General features: G+C 58.7%; 14 protein-coding genes. 8 read left to right on the top strand and 6 right to left on the bottom strand.

Translation table 11 applies throughout. The features are described 5' to 3' along the window. Positions 1-37 precede the first annotated feature (37 nt). Positions 38-1,558: a F0F1 ATP synthase subunit alpha gene (gene atpA / locus ACVW0C_RS05870; RefSeq protein ID WP_011434218.1), complete on the top strand. Its 1,521-nt coding sequence runs from the start codon at positions 38-40 to the stop codon at positions 1,556-1,558. A 61-nt stretch (positions 1,559-1,619) separates the two neighbouring features. Beyond that, on the top strand, positions 1,620-2,564 hold the full coding sequence (locus ACVW0C_RS05865; protein WP_011434217.1) for a F0F1 ATP synthase subunit gamma: 945 nt from the start codon (positions 1,620-1,622) through the stop codon (positions 2,562-2,564). Positions 2,565-2,569: 5 nt separating this feature from the next. Here the strand turns inward: ACVW0C_RS05865 and ACVW0C_RS05860 are convergent, their stop codons facing one another. From ACVW0C_RS05860 to ACVW0C_RS05850, 3 genes are all read right to left on the bottom strand, one after another. Beyond that, positions 2,570-4,270: an ABC transporter permease gene (locus ACVW0C_RS05860; RefSeq protein WP_457384611.1), complete on the bottom strand. Its 1,701-nt coding sequence runs from the start codon at positions 4,268-4,270 to the stop codon at positions 2,570-2,572. Between the two features lie 93 nt (positions 4,271-4,363). Then, entirely contained in the window at positions 4,364-4,729 is a 366-nt protein-coding gene (locus tag ACVW0C_RS05855; protein WP_414344453.1) for a hypothetical protein, read from the bottom strand. Positions 4,730-4,902: 173 nt separating this feature from the next. Beyond that, on the bottom strand, positions 4,903-5,949 hold the full coding sequence (locus tag ACVW0C_RS05850) for a Fe(3+) ABC transporter substrate-binding protein (RefSeq protein WP_457384610.1): 1,047 nt from the start codon (positions 5,947-5,949) through the stop codon (positions 4,903-4,905). Positions 5,950-6,406: 457 nt separating this feature from the next. On the opposite strand from ACVW0C_RS05850, the gene ACVW0C_RS05845 reads away from it, so the two are divergent. After that, entirely contained in the window at positions 6,407-8,587 is a 2,181-nt protein-coding gene (locus ACVW0C_RS05845) for an NAD-binding protein (RefSeq protein ID WP_457384609.1), read from the top strand. Between the two features lie 75 nt (positions 8,588-8,662). Here the strand turns inward: ACVW0C_RS05845 and ACVW0C_RS05840 are convergent, their stop codons facing one another. The 3 genes from ACVW0C_RS05840 to accD all read right to left on the bottom strand — a co-directional run bounded on the left by ACVW0C_RS05840 (position 8,663) and on the right by accD (position 11,048). After that, positions 8,663-9,367, bottom strand: a complete 705-nt coding sequence (locus tag ACVW0C_RS05840; protein ID WP_457384608.1) for a class I SAM-dependent methyltransferase — start codon at positions 9,365-9,367, stop codon at positions 8,663-8,665. Between the two features lie 101 nt (positions 9,368-9,468). Then, positions 9,469-9,864, bottom strand: a complete 396-nt coding sequence (locus ACVW0C_RS05835) for an STAS domain-containing protein (protein ID WP_457384607.1) — start codon at positions 9,862-9,864, stop codon at positions 9,469-9,471. 239 nt (positions 9,865-10,103) lie between these two features. Next, positions 10,104-11,048: an acetyl-CoA carboxylase, carboxyltransferase subunit beta gene (gene accD / locus ACVW0C_RS05830; protein ID WP_414328771.1), complete on the bottom strand. Its 945-nt coding sequence runs from the start codon at positions 11,046-11,048 to the stop codon at positions 10,104-10,106. A gap of 124 nt (positions 11,049-11,172) precedes the next feature. Here accD and ACVW0C_RS05825 point away from each other — a divergent pair, with 124 nt between their 5' ends. From ACVW0C_RS05825 to ACVW0C_RS05805, 5 genes are all read left to right on the top strand, one after another. After that, positions 11,173-12,039, top strand: coding sequence for a tRNA (5-methylaminomethyl-2-thiouridine)(34)-methyltransferase MnmD (locus ACVW0C_RS05825; protein WP_457384606.1), 867 nt, complete (start codon positions 11,173-11,175; stop codon positions 12,037-12,039). 159 nt (positions 12,040-12,198) lie between these two features. Next, entirely contained in the window at positions 12,199-12,831 is a 633-nt protein-coding gene (locus ACVW0C_RS05820) for a hemerythrin domain-containing protein (protein WP_457384605.1), read from the top strand. Between the two features lie 71 nt (positions 12,832-12,902). Continuing rightward, positions 12,903-13,091, top strand: coding sequence for a DUF4089 domain-containing protein (locus tag ACVW0C_RS05815; RefSeq protein WP_011430915.1), 189 nt, complete (start codon positions 12,903-12,905; stop codon positions 13,089-13,091). Then, positions 13,088-14,488: an AtzE family amidohydrolase gene (locus tag ACVW0C_RS05810; protein ID WP_457384604.1), complete on the top strand. Its 1,401-nt coding sequence runs from the start codon at positions 13,088-13,090 to the stop codon at positions 14,486-14,488. The genes ACVW0C_RS05815 and ACVW0C_RS05810 overlap by 4 nt, the downstream gene beginning before the upstream one ends. A 338-nt stretch (positions 14,489-14,826) precedes the next feature. Then, positions 14,827-15,732 (top strand): hypothetical protein, encoded by a 906-nt coding sequence (locus ACVW0C_RS05805; RefSeq protein ID WP_457384603.1) that lies wholly within the window; start codon positions 14,827-14,829, stop codon positions 15,730-15,732. Positions 15,733-15,788 lie beyond the last annotated feature (56 nt).

The raw sequence follows: 15,788 nt of genomic DNA, 5'->3' as shown, positions 1-15,788 counted from the left end.
TTTTGAGGATCCCTTCCCATTACTTGAGAGGACTGCTATGCCTACCATTCGCCCAGACGAGATTAGCACCATCATCAAACAGCAGATTGAGCAGTACAACCAGGAGATGCAGGTCTCCAATGTGGGGACAGTTCTGCAGGTGGGGGATGGCATTGCCCGCATCTACGGTTTGGATAAGGTGATGGCCAGCGAGCTGCTGGAATTTGAGGATGGCACCACCGGTATTGCCCTCAACCTGGAAGAAGACAACATCGGTGCCGTGCTGATCGGCTCCGGGCGGAATATCCAAGAGGGATCCACCGTCAAATCCACGGGCAAGATTGCCAGCATCCCGGTGGGGGAAGCCCTCTTGGGCCGCGTGGTGGATCCCCTGTGCAACCCCCTCGACGGCAAAGGCCCGATCCAGTGTACGGAGTCTCGCCTGATCGAATCTCCGGCACCTGGCATTGTCGATCGCCGCTCTGTGTACGAGCCCCTGCAAACCGGCATTACCGCCATCGATGCCCTGATCCCCATCGGGCGGGGGCAGCGGGAACTGATCATCGGCGACCGCCAAACCGGCAAGACCACCGTTGCTGTGGACACAATTCTGAACCAAAAAGGGCAGGATGTGATCTGCATTTACGTGGCCATTGGTCAGAAGCAGAGCACCATCGCCCAGGTGGTGGGCATCCTGACCGAGCGAGGGGCCATGGACTACAGCATTGTGGTGGCTGCCGGCGCCGATAGTCCAGCTCCGTTGCAGTGGCTGGCCCCCTATTGTGGTGCCACCATTGCCGAATACTTCATGTACCAGGGCAAACACACCCTGGTGGTCTATGACGACCTCTCCAAGCAGGCGGTGGCTTATCGGCAAATGTCGCTGCTGCTGCGCCGTCCACCCGGTCGGGAAGCTTATCCTGGGGATGTGTTCTACCTGCACTCGCGGCTATTGGAGCGAGCCGCCAAGCTGAGCAGCCAACTGGGAGAGGGATCCATGACGGCACTGCCGATCGTGGAAACCCAGGCCAATGACGTGTCGGCCTACATTCCCACCAATGTTATCTCCATCACCGATGGGCAGATCTTCTTGGAATCGGATCTGTTCAACGCTGGCATCCGCCCGGCCATCAACGTCGGGATTTCCGTCAGCCGCGTCGGCTCGGCAGCTCAGACCAAGGCGATGAAAAAGGTGGCTGGCTCCATCAAGGTGGAACTGGCGCAATACCGCGATCTGGAGGCCTTTGCCCAATTTGCCTCTGACCTGGATGAGGCCACCCAAAAGCAGTTGGCCCGCGGCCAACGGCTGCAGGAGTTGCTGAAACAGCCGCAATACTCTCCCCTGTCTCTGGATCAGCAGGTGGCCATTATCTATGCGGGGACGCGAGGCTATTTGGATGACATTCCGGTGGAGAAGGTCTCCAGCTTCAAGCAGGGCCTCTTGGCTTACCTGGGCACCACCCATCCTAAGTATGGCGAGATCGTCCTCTCCACCAAGCAACTCACCGACGAGGCAGAAGAAATCTTGAAAACGGCCATCACAGAGTTCAAGCAGAGCTTCGTGGCCAAGGCGGCCTAGGGTGACGCGGATCTCTCCTGGCCCGGATCCCTGTCGACCACCAAAATAGAGGGAGTAGGTTATGGCAAACCTCAAGCGCATCCGCGATCGCATCAAAGCGGTGAAAAACACCCGCAAAATTACCGAGGCCATGCGGCTGGTGGCAGCAGCTCGGGTGCGGCGCGCCCAAGAGCAAGTGATGGCCACCCGTCCCTTCGCCGACCGGCTGGCCCAGGTTTTCTATCGACTGCAGACGCGGCTGCGACTGGAGGATGTCAACTTGCCTCTGCTGAAGCAGCGGCCCATCCAGACGGTGGGGCTGTTGGTGGTGGCCGGGGATCGGGGCTTGTGCGGAGCCTACAACGCCAACGTGATTAAGCGCACCGAGGAGCGGGTTCGCGAGCTGCAGGAGACAGGGCAGCAGGTGCAGCTTTACCTGGTGGGCCGCAAGGCGGTGCAGTATTTCCAGCGGCGCTCCGCTCCCATCGCCAAGACCTACGTGAATTTGTCGCAGATCCCCACGGCGGCTGAGGCTGCCCAGATTGGGGATCAGCTCCTGGCGGCCTTCTTGTCGGAGAAGGTGGACAAGGTAGAGCTGCTCTATACCCGCTTTGTCTCTTTGATCAGCTCCCGTCCGGTGGTACAATCCCTGTTGCCCCTCGATCCGTCGCGGTTGGCCACTCAAGACGATGAAATTTTTCGTCTTTTGGTGCGGGGTGGGGAGTTTACTGTCGAGCGCAGCAAAGTCATTGCAGCGGTCTCGGCCCCACCTCAGGACATGATCTTTGAGCAGGATCCCGTGCAGATTTTGGATGCACTGCTGCCGCTGTACCTGAACAACCAGTTGCTACGGGCCTTGCAGGAGGCGGCGGCCAGCGAATTGGCAGCTCGCATGACGGCCATGAACAACGCCAGCGACAATGCCAGCGAGCTCATTCGCACGCTGGGTCTTGCCTACAACAAAGCTCGCCAGGCGGCTATTACCCAGGAGATCCTGGAGGTGGTGGCCGGAGCGGAGGCCTTGTAGGGTTATCAAAGGAGATCCCCTGAGGAGCCGAGGTTGCGTTGCCGCGCCATTTGGGAGTTGAGCAGAACCACCGGCAAAATCCCCACTAAGACAATGGCCAAAGCCGGTGCCCCTGCTTCCGCCAGACGCTCATCGGCTGCCAAGCGGTAGGTTTGCACCGCCAAGGTGTCGAAGTTGAAGGGCCGCAGCACCATCGTGGCCGGCAGCTCCTTCATCACATCCACAAATACCAGCAGCATAGCCCCCAAGAGGCCACCCCTCATCAAGGGCAAATGCACCTGCCACAGGGTGCCCAGGGATCCCTGTCCCAGGCTGCGGGCCGCTTCATCCAAACTGGGGGGAATGCGCAGCAGCGTGGCCTCGACGGTGGCCAAAGCCACGGCCAAAAACCGCACCAGGTAGCCGAACACCAAAGCCGTGAGGGTGCCACTGATCACCAGGCCAGGTGGCTGTTGCAGCACCACCTGCCGCAGGTAGCTCAGCAGTTGATCCAACCACCCTAGGGGAATCAGAACCCCCACTGCAATCACCACCCCAGGCAGCGCATAGCCCAGAGAAGACAACTGCACTGCCAGCCGCAGGCCCCACGGGGATCCCGCCCGTCCTAGCCCCTGCATGCGCAGCCCGTAAAGCACCACCACCGACACGGAAACAGCAATGATAGCCGTGATGGTGGATAGCAGAAAGCTGTTCTGGGCGTAGCTCCAAAAGCGGCGACCCAACTCCCCCTGCCGCAGGGTCATGTGGAGCAGGATCAAGGCCGGCACGACGAAGCCCAGCCCAATCGGGATCCCACAGGCTAGCCAAGCCCCCACCGCCCGGATCCCTTGTAGGCGGTAACGGGTTGGGGTGGGTTTGAACCCTTGGCGATAGTAGCGCGCCCGCCGGCGGGAGACCTGCTCCATCGTTATCAGCAGCAACACCAGCAGCAACAGCAGCGCCGAAAGCTGAGCCGCCGCCACCGGATTGCCCAGGGCCGTCCAGGTGCGGTAGATGCCGGTTGTAAAGGTATCTACCCCGAAATAGCTGACGGTGCCGAAATCGTTGAGGGTTTCCATCAAGGCCAGCAGACAGCCGGCCACGATCCCCGGTCGGGCCAGCGGCAAAGCCACCTTGAAAAAGCTGGCCCAAGGCCCGTAGCCCAGGGAGCGGCTTACCTCTAAGCAGGCCACCGATTGCTCCTGAAAGGCCAGCCGGGCCGAGAGGTAAACATAGGGATAGAGGGTGAGGATCAGCAGCAGGATCGCCCCCCACAACGAGCGAATGTTAGGGAACCAGTAGTCGCCGATCCCCCAACCTGTTACCCGCCGCAGCCAGATCTGGAAACCGCCGGTTACCTGCAAAAAATCGGTGTAGGCGTAGGCCAACACATAGGTGGGGGCCGCCAGGGGCAGCACCAACATCCACTCCAGCCAGGCCCGCCCCCAAAACTGACACATGGTCACCAGCCAGGCAGTGCCACTGCCCACCAGGATGACCCCCGCCGCCACCCCTGCCATCATCACCAGGCTATTGCGCACATAAAGCCCCAAGACCGTATCGGCCAGGTGCTCCCAAACCTGCCGCTCGTCCGCAAAAAGGCTGAGCAACACCGTAAGGACAGGAACGAGAATGAGACCGCTGAGGGTCAGAGTCAGAAGCGCCCAGCCGTTCAGAGGAAAGAAGCCACTTCCCGGCAGAGATTTGCTCAACAACTTCAACCTCATCTCTTTGTCCATCTCAACAGGCGGGAGCTACCTCTTGAGCAACTCCTGGGGAAGAAAAGGGGATCCTCCAGGGATCCCCAACCAAGTTTTCTCTCAAAACAAGCTCTTGGGCAGCTTAACGAAATAAACGATGTTCTCGTCTTGCTTGTTACCAAGGTAAGGCATAGTTTTTTCTTGAACCGCGCCCTTTTCCGAGACGATGCCAAAGTCGTCGTCGTTAACTATCGCTAGGGTAGTTGAGTTGAGAATGGCCAACCCCTCGGGCTTGTCGTGGGGATAATTGGGGATCGACATAATGTCAAATACTTCTTCTTTGTTTTCTGTGTTCAAAAGCAGATCCCGCTTTGGAACAGGAGCCTTTTCGGGAAGGTTTTCAATTGCCTTTGCCGGGCTATTGGTGTAGAAAGAAGTTAAAGAAAGCAGGAGCAAGAACAAGCCTGCTGTTCGCAGTTGTTTCATTTGGCAAACCTCCAGAAGCTTTTGAAAAAGAAAGACAGGACGCCTGAGCGGCCTCGAACGGAAGCAACGCCGTCCTAGAGTATCGACGCTTGGCCAAGAACCGTCGAGCTGCTTAACGTTCACGGCGTCAAGCAATGAAAGGCTGCACTCAGGGCCTGTCCTGGAGGCCTGATCTACTTCCAACCGGCCCGATCCATTACCTTTAGGGCATCAGGGGTGACGCGGCCAATGCTGGCGGCGTTGATCGTATCTTCCTTAAAGGTGCCAAAGCTGGCCACCAACGAGTCGATCTCAGCCCCGGGCAGTACCGGGTACTCATTGTTGCTCTGGGCAAAAATGGCCTGCGCCTCTGGCCCGGAGAGAAACTCCAAAAATTGGATGGCCGCTTCTTTGTTGGGAGCTGTTTTCAGAATGCCGGCCCCGCTGATGTTGACGTGGGTGCCACGATCCTGCTGGTTGGGGAAGAAGACGCCGATTTTCTCGGCTACGGCGCGCTCTTCTGGATTGTCGGATTTGATCAAACGCGGCAAATAGTAGGTGTTGGCCAAAGCCACGTCTCCCACCCCGGCGGCCACGGCCTTGATCTGATCCGTGTCTCCCCCTTCCGGCGGACGGGCAAAGTTGGCCACCAAGCCTCGGGCCCATTGCTCCGTTTCCGGGATCCCGTGGGCCAAGATGATCGAGGCCGTCAAGGATTGGCTGTAGACGTTGCTGGAGGAGCGGGTGAGCACCTTGCCCCGCCATTTGGGGTTTGCCAAGTCCTCATAGGTGGACAACTCCTTGGGATCCACCTTGTCTTTGTTGTACATGATCACCCGCGCCCGCTTGGTGAGGCCAAACCAGTACCCCTCTGGATCCCGCAGAGACTCGGGAATATTTTTGGAGAGCGTCTCCGACTGGATGGGTTGAAACCAGCCCTCGTTCTGAGCCCGCCACAACCGGGCAACATCCACCGTCATGAAGATGTCGGCGGGGCTGTTGGATCCCTCGCTGCGGATGCGCTCGATGATCTCATCGGCTTTGCCCTGCACCCAATTCACGGTAATGCCCGTTTTCTGCTGGAAAAGTTCGTACAATTTCTCGTCTGTGCTGTAGTGTCGCGAGGTGTAGAGGTTCACTTCCCGATTGGCGCCATGGGCCGGACGCAGAAGAGACCCTGCTGCCAGAGCCGCAGAACCTAGCGTGGCTCCACTGACAAATTGCCGTCGCGATAAGCGCATACCCAACTCCTAAGTTCAAAAACATCTCAAGAGACACAGCTCCACCGGCCAGGCTCTCTCTGAGAAAGCACCGGAAAGCCAAGCCCAAAGGACAAAGACAGTCCCCGCAAGCCTCACTCTGTTGGCTCTTATCTTGGGCCAACCTTATTGAGACTTTTATTCAAGAACTTTGCCTTGAGGCAATGATAGGAGATCTCAAGTACCAGGTCAAGCTCTTGGGAGTTGTTCTCACTTCTCACCCTTTGGGATGAAACTGGGTGGCTTCCCCTTGTCCTCGACAGCGCCTGAGATGGCCAGCAACGCAGCCGGTCTTGTTGAGCAACGGGTCTCTACCCAGGGCTTTGCGGTCAGCGGTATTGACAGCACTCGCGAAAGCTGAAGAGGCTTCGGGTATAAAGGGAGCAGGGTAGATGACAGAGCTATGGTGAGCTCCCTTTCGAGATCGCCTCATGCACAGGTGCAAGAGAGTAGCAGGGATCCAGGTGTCTCTATCCTGGTCTGCGGCTACAACGATTTGGTGGAGCTCACTCTCCAAGCCCTAGAAGCTTTTGGACATCGCGCTGTAGTAGTTGCTCCCGACCTGCCCCCTCATTTGGAAGAGCAGTGGCAATACCTACAGGCGGATCCCCGCCAGCCGGGGGTGTTGCAGCGGGCTGGGATCGAGCGGATTAGGGTGGCGCTGCTCCTGGAGGACAGCGACCAAGCCAATTTCGAGCTGGCTTTGCTGATTCGAGATCTCAATCCACAGGTGCGTGTCGTCTCCCGTCTGTTCAACCACAGCCTTGCCCGCTATCTCGACTCGGCTTTGCCGCAGCATTTTTCCCTATCGGTGGCGGCTTTGGCTGCCCCGGCTTTTGCCCTTAAGGCTGTTTCCGACGAATTTGTTGGCTACTTTGAGCTGCCCCAGCTGGAAGCCCAGCCGGCCACGCTTCCGCCAGAGCTGGCAGATCCGGCTTACTTTGTCTCAGACCGAGAGACCACCCTCTGGAACGTGGTAGAGCTGACCATCGGATACAACTCCCGCCTGCTGCATATGCCCCTCTCGGAGCTGGAGGAAACTTTTGGGGCGCGGGTGCTGTTTCATTACCCGGTGGATGGGCTTTCTAACTTTTCCAAACAGCGAGTTTTCGACGACTTTGACCACGAGGCAGAGCTGCTGGAGGGGGATCGCGTTTTGGTCATTTGCGATCCCAGAGCCTACCTGCAACTGCTGGAACGCAACGGGCGACGGGGCTCCTCACGGGCGCAGCGCTGGGCCAGCGAACAGGTGCAGGATAAGCGACAACAACGGCAAGGCAGGTCGTTGGGGCGGGGATCCCTTGGGTCTTGGTTGCGCAGAGGAGTGCAGGGACTCCTACAGGTCAAGCCCATCGTGCGCACCCTCACCTTCACCTTGGGGGCCATGCTGGTGCTGGGGGTGATCAACTTCAGGATGATCGGCAAACCCCTCATCGATGGACTTTTGCTGACGATCGTGGTGCTGACAGGGGGCTACGGGGATATTGAGGCTTTTCAACAGCCGGAAACACCGCTGGGGGTGAAGGTGCTGGCGGTGATGATGACCTTGGTGGGGGCTGCCCTGGTGGGGTTGATTTACGGCTTGGTGACCGACAAATTGGTGAGCAGTCGCTTTGGCTTGGGTCGGGCTGCCCGTATGCCCAAAGAGGATCATGTGGTGATCGCAGGGTTGGGGCGGCTGAGCTATTTGGTGCTGCAGTTGTTGCGGCAGATGGGCTACGAGGTGGTGGTGGTGGATCCCAATAGCGAGAACCCTCTCTTGGAGGCGGCGGAACGGGAGGGGGCAGTGGTGATTCGTGGGGATTACGCCCTGGCAAGCACGCTGCAACAGGCTCGCATTCAGGGCAGCCGCTGCCTGATCTGCACCACCCCTGACGATCTCACCAACCTGGAGACGGCCCTGACGGCCCACAGCCTGCAGCCGGGGATCCGCACCATTTTGCGGGTTACCGATCCCGAATTGGCGGCTCGCATGCAGCGCCACATGCAGACCCTGGGGATCAGCTACAGCGCTACCGGGCTGGGGGCACGGGCTTTTGCCACCGCAGCACTGGTGGGATCCGTCTACGGCACCCTGGCTTGGCAGGGGGAAACTCTGCTGGTGACACTGCTGGAGGTCTCGGCCGATTGCCACTACCTGGGGCTATCCTTGCGCCAACTGGCCCAGGACTATGACCTGGTGATCTTGCTGCATCGCTCCCGACCGGGGAAACCCTGTGTTTTTCCCAAGATCTGGCAAAAAGAGGGCAAGACCCTGTTGAAAGAAGGCGATCAACTCTATGTGATGGGAACGGTGGGATCCCTGATTCGTTTAACCCAAGGACGGCCTCTTCCCCCAGAGCTGTATCAGGTGCGCCTCCTAGAGTATCGCAACCCCTATTTTGAAGAGGAGATCCTCTCGGCTTTATCGTTCTACGCACGCCTGCCCAAAACGGCCCTGAAACCCCTATTGGGCTGTCTGCCGGCGGTGGTGAGCCCACCCCTTCCCCGCGACAAGGCAATCAAGTTAGCCCGCCAACTGCGCAAGATGAGCACTGAAGTGCAGGTGTTTGCCCAGGCGCAGCCTGACCATCGGATCCCTGCAGCCATGAACGAAAACAGCGAGAGTAATCTGAATTGATCTGGACACTGTTCTGTTTATTGGTCTATTCTGCACTCCGTAGTCCAAAACATCTCGTTATGGGCAGTTGGACATTTAGGAGATAGGCTTTTCGGCTGCAAGTCGCACAAAGCGATTTTGGTTGTAGAGCTGCTGAGCCACCACCGCAAAACCCACCCTCTCCAGCAACCACACCAGGTCTTCGGCGCTAAAGCGATTGTGCTCGTAGAAGTGGGTAAACTGATCCAGCAGCGTTTCCAAAGGGGTATCGGGCTGGAAGAGTTGGGCCTCTGTATCGGCATCGAAGTAGAGGCTGAGCGGGGCGCGCACCCAATCCACCAGCAAAAATCGCCCCCCCGGCTTGAGTAGACGCAACACCTCCTGCAACAAGCGCAAGGGCTGCACCATCTCGTGCAACACCACCACTGCCTGAGCTGCATCGATGCTGTTGGCCGCAAGCGGCAAGTGAGGGTCGTGCAGGTCGGCCTGCAGCAGCTGGATTCCAGGGATCCCCTTCAAATCTGCCGCCGCTCGCTCCAACATGTAGGGCATCACATCCACCCCGATGAAGTGCCCTCCGGGATAGCGTTGCGCCCACTGACCCAGAGCAAACCCCGGCCCGGTTCCCAGATCCAACAAGCGCGGTGCAGGAGGCAGGCAGGGCTCGATGTGCATCTGCCAGAAGTGCCAAAACGCCTCGTTAAAGCGCCCCGGAGCTGTTGCCAGCATGCGCTCGCAGAAGCTGGGGCCACGGTGGTGCTGGTAGAGAAGCTGAAAGGTATCGAGGCCGGTCTGGGGCATGGCTGAAGATTGTTGAGAAAATTGCTAGAGGGATCACCAGAATTCGCTGATGGGCTGAAAAGAGCATCGGGGGATCCCCAAAAGTAAGGCCTAATGTCGGCCTAACGAGCCGTGGGAGCGCTGGAAAAGTTGGCGATGCCGGTCTCCAGGTCGCTAAAGCAGGTCAATACCTTTTCCATAGAGGTGAGGTTGAGGACGAGGGCCACATTTTCCGGCACGCAACAAAGGCTAATGTTGCCCCCAGCAGCACGGCACTTGCGCAAAGCAGAGATCAACACCCCCAGCCCAGAGCTGTCCATAAAAGTGACCGACGACATATCGATCAACATATTGGTGTAACCGAAATCTAAAACCTGCTGGAGCAATTGCCGAACTTCTGAGGCGGCCTTGGCATCAAAACGACCCTCCAGCGGCACAATCGCCAGTTTTTGCCCTTGTGGAGTCTCAGCAGTACGGATGCGCAGCTTGAAATCCATCGTTTCCAGTGAAGACCTCATGCCCCACCTTAACACCATCCGCTACCGCCCACCAGGAAATCTTGTGAAGATCCCCAGGGACAGCGCGGCTCCCTCCAAAAACATCTGCCCTCTCGCCCCCAGCTCCTCTCCCAACAAGCCAGAGGGAAGCCGTGTAAACCCATGAAGTAAGAGCCGCCCCAGAGCTTAGCAGGAACTCCATCCCCCGCAGGGAAGGGATCCGGCCTCGGCCACCCATCTCAGGTTCCAGCCAGATCTACCTACAGCATAGGTTGCAGGGTTAAAGCCTCCGAGTCTATGGAGGGAAGGGACACATGCAAACGGGGGCGGTGCATAGAGAGCAACTGGGCCAGCCGCTTGCGCAGCTCAGTACGGGGCACAATCGCGTCGATGAGCCCTTGGGCCAGCAGGTACTCGGCGGTTTGGAAGCCTTCTGGCAGCTTGCCCTTGCCGATGGTTTGCTCGATTACGTTGGGCCCGGCAAACCCCACCTGCGCGCCCGGCTCGGCCAGGATCAAATCTCCCAGCATGGCAAAGCTGGCAGTTACCCCGCCATAGGTGGGATGGGTGAGCACGGAGATGAACAATTGTCTGGCGTCGCGGTGCCTTTGTAGGGCGGCTGAGGTCTTGGCCATCTGCATCAGGCTGAGGATCCCTTCCTGCATGCGGGCCCCCCCCGAAGCCGAAAACAGGATCAAGGGCAGGTGATCGCAGGTGGCCCGTTCCGTGAGGCGGGCGATCTTCTCTCCCACCACCGAGCCCATGCTGCCGCCCATGAAGCGAAAGTCCATCACTCCAATCGCCACCGGGATCCCTTCCAGGCTTCCCAACCCTGTCAGGACGGCATCCTTGAGCTGGGTGCGCTCCTGGTAGGTGGCCAAGCGCTCGGAGTAGGGCTTTTGGTCGAAAAAGTGTAGGGGATCCGTGGGAGCCAGGTGTTCGTCCAGGGGCTGCCAGGATCCGGGATCCAAAAGCTGTTCCAGCCGCTCTGGAGCTGTAATGCGATGGTGATGCCCACAGCTAGGGCAGACTTGCCAGTTTTGCTGCAGATCCTTGGTGTAGGTCAGGGTGTCACAGGCAGGACACTTTTGCCAGAGGCCATCGGCAATTTCTCTCACCTGACGCTCTTTGTCGAAGGGGCTGCTACCTGTCAGGTTTAGAGAGGTTTGTCTGCGCCGCTCCGCAAACCAATCCAGTAGAGACATAGCTGTTGAAATATCCTCCCTGCTCAGGGATGTCGAGAGCCCTGCCGGTGAGCTGCGAAACACATCTCAACGTTCTCAAGCTATCAAAGAATCGCCCGACTGAAAATAGAGACAACAGCAAGCGATGGAGACTCGGTGGCAGGTGCTGACCACAGGGGATGGATCCCTGACCTTTTTCTCGGAAGAGTTTGGACAGGCTTTTCACAACGTCAGTGGTGCCGCCCAGGAGGCTTTGGAGAAGTTTGTCCGCCCTTGCCGGCTGGATCGGCTGCCTTTGGAGCGGGATCCCGCCCAGCCCATTCGCCTTTTGGATATTTGCTTTGGCTTGGGCTACAACTCCGGCCTTGCCCTAGAAACCATTTGGCAAATCCGGCCCGATTGTCTTGTGGAGGTAATCGGCCTGGAGCGATCCCCGGAAGTGCCTCGCCAGGCTTGGCAGGCGGGGGTGGGATCCACCTGGAGCTTTGGGCAAGAATGGCAACACTGGATTGAACAGGGATCCTGGCAATCGGAGCGCTGGCGCGGAACGCTGCTGTGGGGCGATGCCCGGCAAACGGTGTTGCAGGTGCCGCTGGGGTGGGCAGATGCGGTGTTTTTGGATCCCTTCTCGCCTTCTGTTTGCCCAGAGCTGTGGACGGTGGATTTCTTGCGGGCCGTGGCCGAACGGATGCGCCCCAGCGGGATTTTGGCCACCTATTCCTGTGCAGCGGCGGTGCGAGCGGCTCTGTTGGAAGCAGGGCTTTTCATCGGCTCTACCCCCCCGGTAGGTCGTCCTTGGCCGGGGACAGTGGCCTCGCCCCAACCTGACCACCTGCCGCCTCTTTCCCCCATGGAGTGGGAGCACCTGAAAACTCGCGCTGCCGTGCCCTACCGGGATCCCACCTTGCAAGGGGAGCGATCCCAAATCCGGCTGCAACGCCAGCAGGAACAGCAGGGATCCCCTTTGGAGCCCACTTCTGCTTGGAAACGCCGCTGGCCTGTGCAAGCCTAGGGAGCGGCAATACCTGGCCGGAGTTCAAATCAGGGCAGCCGTTCTCGGGATTGCCGTCCGGGTGTATACAAAACATCTAGGCCATTTCCGTACCCCTACGCAGGCCATCATTTCTTGACAAAGTTAAGCTGAGATGAAACTTCTCTGCTGTCAACTGCCATGTCTTCTGAGGAGTCCCTCCCGCTGACGCGAGCAGCCCCTGCCGGTACGCTGGTTGCCCTTTGTGCTGAACAGCACCGCGTCATCCTGCAGTTTTTGACTCGCCTGTCTCGAGCGCCGGAGTTGGATCTGGAGCAGCGACGCCTCTGTGTACAAAGGTTGCGACAGCGCCTCTCCCGCCACATTCAACTGGAGCGCCATGTTCTCTACCCCCTGCTCAGGTCGGCTCTCCAGGCGGATCCCCACCTTAGCGCCCAAACTGAGCGGCTGGAGCAACATCTGCGGGATCAGATTCCAGAGCTGACGCGCTTTTTGCACCAATCAGAGCGCACCCCGCAGCAGGTGGATCCTTCTGCTGCCCTTCACTTCTATCGGCAATTGCGGGCTCAGTTTGATCAGGAGGAGAAAATCTTGCATCCCCTCTTTGCCCAGCATGTTTCTCCCGAAGCAGAGCAGCAGCAGTTGCGTCTGTTCCGCAAACGCCTGCAAGCCAGCGCTGCTTCCAATCGCTCTGCACATAGCCGTCGCGTTGCTTTGAATGAGCTGGAACGGCAGGCGATAACCCGCCCTGTCTTGCCCAACGAGCGTCTCTGGTCGCTGCAGGGCAACACTGTGCAAATGTCCGCTCCCTAGTCGACGACGGTCTTGTTGTTGGAGGCTAGTGGTGGTATTTTTGCTGCAATCGGCTCCCTGACCCCAAAACCATGCAGCCCTGGGATCCCGAAACCTACGTCGATCAAATGGCCCAACTGCTGCAACTGCCCCTGCATCCTGAACACCGAGCAGGGGTGATCGAAAACTTTGCCCGCTTTTTGCCCATTGCTCAACAGGTGCTGGAGTTCCCGTTGCCGCCGATAGTTGAGCCAGATCCCACCTTTGACCCTCAGCCATGACCGGGGATCCCCACCTTCTCGGCAGCGCTGACGCGGTCTCTATTGCCAGGGCTGTCCGCCAGGGATCCGTGAGCGCCCAAGCGGTGGTGGCCGACTGTCTGGAGCGGATTCGCCGGCGGGATCCCCAGCTCAATGCCTTCACAGCCGTGCTGGAGGAATCGGCTCTGCAAGCAGCGGAGCAGGTGGATCGACAGGTGGCTCAAGGGATCCCTGTAGGCCCGTTGGCAGGGGTGCCTTTTGCCGTCAAGAACTTATTTGACGTGGCCGGCCTCACCACCCTGGCTGGCTCGGCGATCAACCGCGAAAATCCCCCGGCCATCCAAGATGCAACGGTGGTGGCTCGTCTCAAGCAGGCAGGGGCAATCTTGGTGGGCACCCTCAACATGGACGAGTACGCCTACGGCTTCGTCACCGAAAACAGCCACTACGGCCCCACCCACAACCCCCACGATCTCAGCCGCAGTGCGGGGGGATCCTCCGGCGGCTCGGCAGCAGCGGTGGCAGGAGGTTTGGTGCCCCTTGCCCTGGGCAGCGACACCAACGGCTCGATTCGGGTACCGGCCTCTTTGTGTGGCGTCTACGGCCTCAAGCCCACCTATGGCCGTCTATCGCGGGCAGGAGCGGCTCTGTTTGCCGCCAGCTTTGACCACGTGGGCCCCTTGGCCCGTTCGGTGGCCGATATTGCCCTCAGCTTCGATGTCATGCAAGGGCCGGATCCCCAAGATCCCGTCTGTACCCGGCGTCCTGTAGATCCCACCTTTGGGCAATTGGGGCAGGGGATCGAGGGCTTGCGCATCGCGGTGGCGGATGATTACTTTGCCCGAGGGGCAGAGCCCCCCATCTTGGCCGGGGTAGAAAAGGTGGCCCAAGCCTTGGGGGTCGGCCAGACTGTGCGGATCCCGGAAGCCCAGCGCGCCCGTGCCGCCGCCTTCCTGATCACGGCTGCTGAGGGAGCCAACCTGCACTTGCCCAACCTGCGAACTCGCCCCCACGACTTTGACCCGGCCACCCGGGATCGCTTTTTGGCCGGAGCCCTGTTGCCTGCCAGTTGGATCTTGCAGGCGCAGCGCTTTCGCCGCTGGTATCGCCAGCAGGTGCAGGCCATTTTTCAGGAGATCGATCTGTTCATCGCCCCCACCACCCCCTGCTTTGCCCCCTTGCTCGGCCAAGAGAAGATGGTGATCGATGGGGTAGAGGTTCTCACTCGGCCCAACCTCGGCCTCTACACTCAGCCCCTCTCGTTTATCGGCCTGCCGGTGCTTTCAGTGCCGTTGCGCGAGAGCGGATCCCTGCCCTTTGGCGTACAACTGGTGGCCGCCCCCTACCAAGAAGCCAAGTTGCTGCGGGCAGCCGCCTATTTGGAGAAGCTAGGGATCCCCAATGCCCAGCCGGTCTGAGCCATGAAGAGCCCTACTTTTGCAGCACATCTAGCGCTAGAGCTCGTGGGCATCTTCTCATGAACACTAAATATGTAGATGAACCGGTTGTTTGGTCAAGACAAGATTTCAATTGCTTTTGAGGAGCCGCTTTAGTCTCTGTGTAGCCTGTGGGTAACGTCTGAAGCTGTATTTGGGCAGACTCTTTGGCCTTGGCTCGCAAGAGAGATCGAGGCACTGGATATTAAAGTAAAATTAAGCCCCCAGTTGTTGTATCGAATGCCTCCTTTTCCGGGCTTGGCCAATAGAATGAACAGCATAAAATAGACACGGCACCCCCACCTGGACTCTATAACCCTATGGATCATCCTGATTCTGTGGCTCGGCGCTACATGAAACTGTGCGAGGCCTATCTTTCTCTCAACGAAGCCTTCGACAAATTGGATCAGTCCCACAGCCACCTACAGCGCCACTTCAAACGACTCCTTGGCTATTTCAGTGCTGCCCAACAAGCTCTGGTTCAACTGCCGCTCTTGCAACAGCGGATTGAGCAGAGCGACCGCTGGATGAACTCCTTGCGAGAAGAACTGCAAGCCAAAGAAGCCCGGCTTGGCGAGCTAATCGCCAACTACGATCAAGTCTGTGGCGAGCTGGACTCCACCAAAGCAGAACTGTTGAGCGCTCAAGCGCTGATTGAGAAACTGGAAGCCGAAAATGCTCAGGTTTTGGAACGCTTGAGTCGGCTCACCAACATGGAAGAGGAAATGGCAAACTTGGCGGAACAGCTGGCCCAAGCGAACGAAGCTTGTCAGCAGATGGAGGCTCGAAATCGCGAGCTGGAGCGAGCTTTGGGAGACCGGGATCAGCACATTTACAGCCTGCAAGAGCGATTGGCACAATTGGAGCAAGAGATGGCCTTCCTGAAAGCTCAGCGGGATGAGGCCCAGCAAGCTGCACAACTGGCTGTATCTCGCGCTGAGCAGGCGGAAGTCGGGCTGAAGGCGCAAACCGAACAAGTTCAGACTTTACGAAATAAGCTCCATCAAGCCGAACAGCAACTGGCTATGGTAACCCTGAACGAGCTGGAGCTCCTGCTCGGCCATGACTCGATGAACCTCTTGCAAGAAGCGGAGCAGGCTGCGGAAGTAGATGCCCAGGTGCTGGCAAGCGTACCGGCCTCTCTGGCCGAGGCAGAACGCATCCTGCTGGAGATCGACCAGTTCATTTTGGCCTGCTCGGAGCCCATGAAGTCGCAGGCTGCGTGACATACTCCCGACGCTGTAGCTAGCTTCCCGCAGGGTTGCTACGCACACAGCGCGGG

The organism is Thermostichus sp. OS-CIW-26 (genome assembly GCF_054058395.1).
The sequence above is the reverse complement of the archived record's forward strand: the minus strand, read 5'-3'. Positions and strand labels throughout refer to the sequence as shown.